Genomic DNA, 7,718 nt, shown 5'->3' with positions numbered 1-7,718 from the left:
CTGCAACGTTAAGCTCGTTCCGGAGGGTCGCGAAAGCCACTTTCGCGACGTGTGATGTCCCGAAAGTGGCTTTCGCGACACCCGGCCCACCGTCCTTTGGGGACAGCTACGAAGGGGCTGCTCATCCGCACGGTGGCGCGTATTCGAGCCCCGGGAAGTACCGCTCCCACTCTTCCCTCGTGATCCTCGGCGTCGCCAGCCTGCAGATCTCCTCGCCCACTCGCGCGGTGTCCGTCTGCCACAGCTGGACGCCGCTGCTCCCGATCGCGAGCGTATGCCCGTCGTCCCGGTACGCCAGCGAGTTGACCGTCGCGGCGAAGCCGGTCAGCTGCGCCGTCTCCACCGGTTTCCGCGGATCGGCCAGATCCCAGACGCGCACCGTCCGGAACGCCGACGCCGCCAGTTCCCGGCCGTCCGCGCCGAACGCGAGCGGCCCGACGCCTTCGGAGTGGCCGGCCAGTTTCGGCAGCCGCACGGCGTGCGCGCGGTCGGTGATGTCCCAGAGGTAGATGTTCCGGTCGCTGCTGCCCGCGGCGACCGTGCGACCGTCGGGGCTGAGCGCCATCTTGAACAACGTGCCGCCATCGGGCCGCAGGGTCGACACCAGACCGGGCCGCCGGGGGTCGGCGACGTCCCACAGGGTCACCGCGGACGAGTCCGGCCCCTGGCTCGCCACGAGCGTCCGTCCGTCGGGGGTGAACGCGAGCGACCACACCGTGCCGTCGCCGACCGGCAGATCCCGCGGCCCCGTGAACCTCCTGGGATCACTGACGTCCCAGAGCTGGATCGGTCCGTCGTCGCGGCCGGAGGCGAAGGTCTTCCCGTCCGGGCTGAAGGCGAGCGAGTAGGTCGGCAGGACCTCGGTCGACGCCTGCAGTTTCGGCGTCGTCGGATCGCTGATGTCCCAGCGCTGGAGCACGAACGTCCCGCCGACCCCGGCACCGGCGTGCGCGGCCAGCGCGAGACTCCGCCGGTCCGGGCTCACCGCGACCGCGGTGACGGTCGCGGGGCCGGGAAACTTCGAAAGCTGCCTCGGGGCGCGGAGATCGTCCATCGCCCAGAGCCGCAGGTCGTCCCCCGAGGTGACGAGGATCCGCCCCTGTTCGAGGAAGGTGCCGACGTTCCAGCCCGCGCTCGAGGCCAGCGCGAGTTCGCCGACGTCCTGCAGCCGGACGGTGCGGTCGGCGCTGGTGGACACGATGGTCTTGCCGTCCGGGGAGAACGCGGTCCACCAGATGGCGTTCGTGTGCCCGGACAGCGGCGGCAGTTCCTTCGCCGGTCCCGTGACGTCCCAAAGACGCACGGATTGGTCGTCCCCCGCGGTCACCACCAGCCTGCCGCTCGGACTGAACCCGGCCGCCCAGACCACGGCCGGGGTGGTCAACGTCGACAGTGGCCGCGGCGCCGCCGGATCGGCGACGTCCCACAGTTTCGCGGTGCGATCCCAGCTGGTGGTGAGCAGCCGCCTGCCGTCCGGGCTCCACGACGGGGTGAGCTGAAGGTCCTTGTGTCCGGAAAGGACGGAGCGCCTTCGCGGCGCGGACGGGGTGGTGACGTCCCAGAGTTCCGCCGTCCAGTTCGTGTTCGTGACCGCGAGCAGCCGCCCATCGGGGCTGAAGACGGCGCGGTCGAGTTGTTCCGCCGGGATCCCGCCGAGCGGTTTCGGCGCGCCGAGGTCACCGACGTCGGTGAGCCGGACCGTCCGGTCGACGGAGCCGGTGACGAGCAGGCGGCCGTCCCGGCTGAAGTCGAGGGAGAGCAGGACGTCCCGATGCCCGGTGACGTCCGCTTTCCGCACCGGACGTCGCGGATCGGTCAGATCCCAGAGCCGGACCCGATGGTCCCGGGTGGCCGTCGCCAGCGCGCGCCCGTCGCGGCTGAACGCCAGCGGTCCGCGGATCTCCTCGGAACCGGGCAGCGTCGACAGGAGATCCGGATGCCGCGAGTCGGCAATGGACCACACCTGTGTCGCCCGGTAGGAGTCGGAAGTGATCATGAGCTGCCCGCTCAGCGCGACGGTGACGTCGCCGGGGTCGAAGGTCAGCCGCGTGGCGAACGGCGCCGCCATGGACGCGAGCAGGCCGTCGTGGGTCTCCTGGATCGGCGCGAGCCGGTACGCGGCGAGGCTGAGCTGGGTCGACAACGCCGGGTTCGAGTCCCGTAACGCCTTCGCGTCGACGACGGCCTTGCGCGCGAGCGCCACGTTCCGCTGGTCGGTGGCGGTCCGCCCGGCATCGACGGCGTATCCGACGGCGACGCCCGCCAGGAGCAACAGGACGCCGAGGAGCGCGACAAGTCTTCGCAACCTCCGTGTCCGTTTGCGGCCGACGGCGGCCTCCTCGGCTTCGGCATCGAGCCCGGCCTGAAGGAACCTCCGCTCGCGCGCGCTCAGCGCGTCCGGTTCCCGGTCCGCCCATTCGGCCGCGAGCCCCAGCCGCGTGCCGCGATAAAGACTGCCCTTGTCGCGATCCAGCGACTCCCACAGCTCGGTCGCCTCGGCCAGTTGCCGGTGCAGGCGGTGCCCTTCGCGGTCCTCCGCGAGCCAGTCGCGCAGCCTTGGCCAGCTGCGGATCAAGGCTTCGTGGGCGATCTCGACGCCGTCGCGGTCGAGGACGAGCAGACGGGCTTCGGCGAGGCGTTCGAGAACCTCGGTCGTCGCCGGGTCGTCGTCGAGTTCACGCCGGTTGAGACGGCGCTTCGTGTCTTCGGTGCCTTCGCCGAGCGCGGTCAGCCGAAGGAAGATCTGCCGCACGACGCGTTGTCTGTCCGGCTCCAGATCCGTGTAGACCGCCTCCGCGGTCTGCGCGATCGCGTTGAGGATCCCGCCCGCCGCCTCATATGCCGCGCTGGTCAGCGTGATCCCTTGGCGCCGCCGCCAGGTCTCCAGCAACGCGTGCGACACCAGCGGCAGCATCGCCGGCTGGCCGGTGGCGTCGGCGACGAGCGTCGTGACCAGCGCCGCCTCGACCCGGCAGCCCGCCCGGACGGCGGGTTCGACGATCGTGGTCCGGAGTTCGTCGGCGGTCATCGGGCCCACCATCACCTGCGCGTCGGTGAGCGCCTCGACCAGCCCGGCGTGACGGCAGAGGTGACCGTAGAAGTCCGCGCGGACACCGAGGACGACCCGCGTGCCGTGTTCGTCGCGGGAGAGCGCGAGCAACGCGTCGATGAACTTCTCGCGTTCGATCGGGTCCTGGCAGAGCGTGTAGACCTCCTCGAACTGGTCGACGATCAGCAGCCGCCCCTCGGCGTCGAGGTCATCGTCGAGTGGATGCGCCCCTGGCGTGCGGAGGACGACGGGGCGTTCGCTCGCCGCCGCCAGCCCGGCCCGCAGGACGGACGACTTCCCCGACCCCGAAGCACCGAAGACCCCGACGAGCCGTCGCTGCGCGAGCTTGCCGGTCAGCTCCGCGACCAGCCGCTCGCGGCCGAAGAAGCGGTCGGCGTCGGCCGTCTGGAACGCGGCCAGCCCCAGATACGGGAGTTCGGCGGGATCGTCGCGTTCGCCGGACCCCGCGGCGAGCCCGGCGGCGACCGTGCGCCAGCGCTCCTCCCAAGCCGCGACGTCACCGCCGCACGCGGTGACGTAGGCCGTCGTGACCGCGAGCCCGGGCAGCTTCCGTCCGCCCGCGGCTTCGGAGAGCGCGGCGGCCGAGTAGCCCGCGCGGGTCGCAAGTTCGCGGTACGTCGGCCCACCGGCCTTCTCGCGAAGCAGGCGAAGATCCGCCGCGAAGCTCACGACGACGTCGTCGCCCGGCCCCAGCGGGCGCTCGCGTCTCGGCACCAGGCCCCCCTGATCGTCGAAGCGTTACTGAATGGACATTGTTCACCGAAAACGGCCGGACACTGTACAAAAGTTCTGCGCTACAACCGATGGCGTGCCGATTCGAACCCATGCGGTGACCGTGGTCTTCGCCGGTGTCCCCGAGCCGCCCGCGTCGTCGGAGCTGGACGTGGTCGCCCATACCCCCGACGAACGTGAAGCGGTCTGGCACGCCAGCGTGCTGCGCCCGGACGTCCTCGTGCTGTCCGTCCATCCGCCGTCACTCGACGGGCTCGCCGTGACGCGCGAAGTGTCGACCCGCGTACCGGGCACCGCCGTGCTGGTGCTGACCCCGCCCGGCGACGGCGAACTCGTGGTGGCCGCGATGCTCGCGGGCGCTCGCGGCGTCCTGTCCCGGAGCGCGGGCCACGACGATCTGGTCCGCTTCATCCGCGGGGTGGCCGCGGGCGCGGTCGTGTTCGGCGAGCGCGCCGCGGACCGGCTTTACGGCCTGCTGGCCACTTCACAGCCGATGCGGGCGTTCCCCCGGCTGACCTCACGCGAGCACGAGGTGCTCGACCTCCTGGCGGGCGGCCTGACGATCGCGGCCGTCGCACGGCAGCTGGGGCTCGCGCCCAAGACCGTGCGCAACGTCGTCACGTCGATCCACGCCAAGGCAGGCATCGACGACCGGGAGGTGCTGCTCGCCCAGGCCAGGAACGCCGGACTCGGCCGTCACTCGTAGGTACGGGGTGTCCAGACGACGCCGTTCTCGGCGCGGGTCTTCGACGAGCCGATGATCAGCAGGCAGCGCATGTCGACGGCGGCCGGATCGAGGGTGCCGAGGGTGACCACGCGGATGTCCTCCTCGGGGCCGCCGACGTCACGGGCGACGACCACCGGCGTCTCCGGCGCGCGGTGCCGGAGCAGCACGTCGCGAGCCTGCGTGAGCTGCGTGGTCCGCGTGCGGGACGCCGGGTTGTACAGCGCGAGCACGAGATCCGCCGCGCCGGCCGCGTCGAGCCGTCGTTCGATGATCTCCCACGGCTTGAGCCGATCGGACAGCGAGAGCACGCAGTAGTCGTGGCCCAGCGGCGCGCCGACCCGGGACGCGGCCGCCTGCGCGGCGGTCACCCCCGGCACGATCCGCACCCGGATGCCCGCACCGTGTCCGGCGGCGACCTGCTCCAGCACCGCCGACGCCATCGCGAACACGCCGGGGTCGCCCGAAGAGACCACCGCGACCTTGGCGCCGTTCGCGGCCAGTTCGAGCGCTTCGACGGCGCGTTCGGCCTCGACGCGGTTGCCCGACGCGTGCCGCTGCTGGCCCGCGCGCTGCGGCACTCGCGCGACGTACGGGCCGTAGCCGACGATGTGCTCCGCCGCGGCCAGTTCCTCGGTCGCTTCGGGGGTCAGCCAGTCAGGGCCAGCCGGGCCGAGGCCGACGACCACGACTTCCCCGCCGGTCCGCGTTTCCCGCTCCCGGATGACTTCGGGTTCGTCGGCGAGCCGGGACGCGTAGGCCGGGCTGGGCAGCAGCGCCAGCGAGAAGTACGGCACCGAATCCGGGTCGACGTCGGCGAACGGCTCGACGCGCTGCGCCTGCCAGGTCGCGCGTTCGACGTAGAAGGCGTCGTCGAGTTTCCCGGCTTCGGCCAGTGCCTCGCGGACGTTGCCGAACGTGCGGCCGAGTTTGAGGACCGCCGCGGCCTGCGTGTCGGCCAGGCGGCGCGCGAGCTCCGGCGCGGGCAGCGTGCCGGGCAGGATGGTGAGGACCTCGTCGCGCTGCACCAGCGGGCGGCCGAGCACCGACGACGCCGCGCTGACCGACGTCACGCCCGGCACCACGGTCGCTTCGTAGCGATCGGCGAGGCGTTCGTGCATGTACATGTAGGAGCCGTAGAAGAACGGGTCGCCTTCGCAGAGCACGACCACGTCGCGTCCGGCGTCGAGGTGTTCGGCGAGCCGTTTCGCGCTCAGCTCGTAGAAGTCGGCGATGGCGCCTTCGTAGCCGCCGGGATGGTCGGGGGTCTCCGTGGTGACCGGGTAGACCAGCTTCTCCTCAATCTGACCGTCCCTCAGGTACGGCTCGGCGACCGAACGCGCGATGCTCCGGCCGTGCCGCGCGCTGTGATAGGCGATGACGTCGGCCTCGCCGATCAACCGGGCGGCCTTGACCGTCATCAGCTCGGGGTCACCGGGTCCGAGCCCGACACCCCAGAGTTTTCCGAGCCTGTTCATTCGACCTCACTCGCCATCGCGTTGATCGCGGCGACGGCCATCGCGCTGCCGCCGCGTCGTCCGTGCACCACCAGGTACGGGGCGGGCGCGCGCTTCGCAAGCTCCACTTTGGACTCGGCGGCGCCGATGAAGCCCACCGGGACACCGATGATCGCCGCCGGGGCGCCGACGCCCTCTTCGAGCAGTTCCAGCAGGCGGAACAACGCGGTTGGCGCGTTACCGATCGCCACCACGGACCCGGGCAGCTTGTCGCGCCACAGCTCCAGCGCGGCCGCCGACCGGGTGGTACCCATCCGCTCGGCGAGGCCGGGCACCTTCGGATCGGACAGCGTGCACAGCACCTCGTTGGCGGCAGGCAAACGTTTGCGGGTCACCCCGGAGGCGATCATGTTGGCGTCGCACAGGATCGGCGCGCCCGCTTCGAGCGCGGCCCGGCCGGATTCCACCACGTCCAGGCTGTAGCGGAGATCGTCGACCAGGTCGACCATCCCGCAGGCGTGGATCATCCGCACGGCCAGCACCGCGACGTCGTCGGGCAGGATTGCGAGATCCGCCTCCTCACGGATGGTGGCGAACGAATGCCGGTAGATCTCGGCCCCGTCCCGGATGTAGTCGATCACTGTGTCCCTTTCTCCGCCAACGCCTTCGCCAGCTCGCCGACCGGGACGAACGCCCCGTCGACCAGATAACCGTCCTCCGTCGCGAGCACGTCGACGTGCTCGCGCGCGGGTTTGCCGCAGCGCCGTTCACAACCGGCGAAATGGGTTCGCGGGGCCCGCCCGACCCGCGCCGCGTCGGCCCGCACGTCGGCGAGCGACTTGGCGCAGCCCGGATGCCCGATGCAGGCGCTGATCCCGAGCGACGGCGCGTCCGGATCGGTGATCAGGCCCGTGTCCGCTGCCAAGCGGCCGAGGACCAGGATCGATCGCCACGGCGTGACCACGGCGTTCCCGGCCTTCGCGATGGCGCGCGCCTGAGCCGAGGTGAGCCTGCCGAATACCGGGGCAACCCCGATCGCGTCACCGATCGGCCCGATCGGGAGGCCCGGGTTCACCTCGAACTCCCGCGGCTTTGTCGTTTCGCCTGGGATGCCACTGAGCAGCGGCTCGGTATCGGCGAGTTCGCCGATCCGCCAGGCCGTTCCCCTCGTGCGAAGGAACGCGCGCGCGACCGCGAGCAGCGTCTCGACGGCGCGCTCGGCGGTTACACGCAGGCCGGTGTCCTCGCCGGCGAGGAGCACGGCACCGTCGCGCCAGCAGACGTCGGCGCCCTCTCCGGCGACGTCGCCCTGGCCGCCGTCGAAGGCGAAAAGGAAGCGTCCCGGGAGTTCGGCCAGCTCAGGAGCCGCGCACAGCGCCTTGTCGAGGGCCGAGGCCAGCTTTTGCGCGGGATCGCTCAACGGCGACGCGAGGATGTTGCGGACGCGTTCGTGCGACGGCGAAGGCAGCAGCCCGGCCGCGGTGAGCCTGCCCGCGAGACCGGGCCGGGTGACGCCGCGCAACTGCACGTTGCCGCGGGAGGTCAGGTGGAGGGCGCCGTCCCCGAGGTCGTCGGCGGCATCCGCGAGCGCGCCGAGCTGGGCCGAGGTGATGGCGCCACCGGGCAGCCGGATCCGGGCGAGCGGACCGTCGGCCGCGTCGTGCGTGGCGAAAACACCAGGGCACGCGTCGGCTCGGACACGTGCGCTCGTGGACATGCGCTCACTGTAGATGGC

Annotated in this window: 5 protein-coding genes; 1 reads left to right on the top strand and 4 read right to left on the bottom strand. The window is 71.6% G+C overall.

The genetic code is table 11. From position 1 onward, the window contains the following. Window positions 1-121 precede the first annotated feature (121 nt). Window positions 122-3,784 carry a hypothetical protein gene (locus ACIBTM_RS23705; RefSeq protein ID WP_395879252.1) on the bottom strand — a complete coding sequence of 1,221 codons (3,663 nt, stop codon included), beginning with the start codon at window positions 3,782-3,784 and terminating at the stop codon, window positions 122-124. Window positions 3,785-3,878: 94 nt separating this feature from the next. Between ACIBTM_RS23705 and ACIBTM_RS23700 the strand changes: the two genes are divergently transcribed. Further along, a complete protein-coding gene (locus ACIBTM_RS23700) occupies window positions 3,879-4,508 on the top strand; it encodes a LuxR C-terminal-related transcriptional regulator (RefSeq protein ID WP_395879250.1) in 630 nt (209 codons plus the stop codon). Here ACIBTM_RS23700 and ACIBTM_RS23695 read toward each other — a convergent pair. The 3 genes from ACIBTM_RS23695 to ACIBTM_RS23685 are packed head-to-tail and all read right to left on the bottom strand — an operon-like array spanning window position 4,499 to window position 7,700. Then, window positions 4,499-6,004 carry a precorrin-2 C(20)-methyltransferase gene (locus ACIBTM_RS23695; RefSeq protein WP_395879249.1) on the bottom strand — a complete coding sequence of 502 codons (1,506 nt, stop codon included), beginning with the start codon at window positions 6,002-6,004 and terminating at the stop codon, window positions 4,499-4,501. The genes ACIBTM_RS23700 and ACIBTM_RS23695 overlap by 10 nt on opposite strands. Further along, on the bottom strand, window positions 6,001-6,624 hold the full coding sequence (locus ACIBTM_RS23690) for a precorrin-8X methylmutase (protein ID WP_016332061.1): 624 nt from the start codon (window positions 6,622-6,624) through the stop codon (window positions 6,001-6,003). The genes ACIBTM_RS23695 and ACIBTM_RS23690 overlap by 4 nt, the downstream gene beginning before the upstream one ends. Continuing rightward, window positions 6,621-7,700 carry a precorrin-3B synthase gene (locus ACIBTM_RS23685; protein WP_395879248.1) on the bottom strand — a complete coding sequence of 360 codons (1,080 nt, stop codon included), beginning with the start codon at window positions 7,698-7,700 and terminating at the stop codon, window positions 6,621-6,623. The genes ACIBTM_RS23690 and ACIBTM_RS23685 overlap by 4 nt, the downstream gene beginning before the upstream one ends. Window positions 7,701-7,718: the final 18 nt, after the last annotated feature.

It is taken from the genome of Amycolatopsis sp. NPDC049868 (assembly GCF_044461365.1).
Classification (GTDB): domain Bacteria; phylum Actinomycetota; class Actinomycetes; order Mycobacteriales; family Pseudonocardiaceae; genus Amycolatopsis.
Note: the sequence above shows the minus strand (reverse complement) of the source record. Positions and strands in the feature narration are given on the sequence as shown.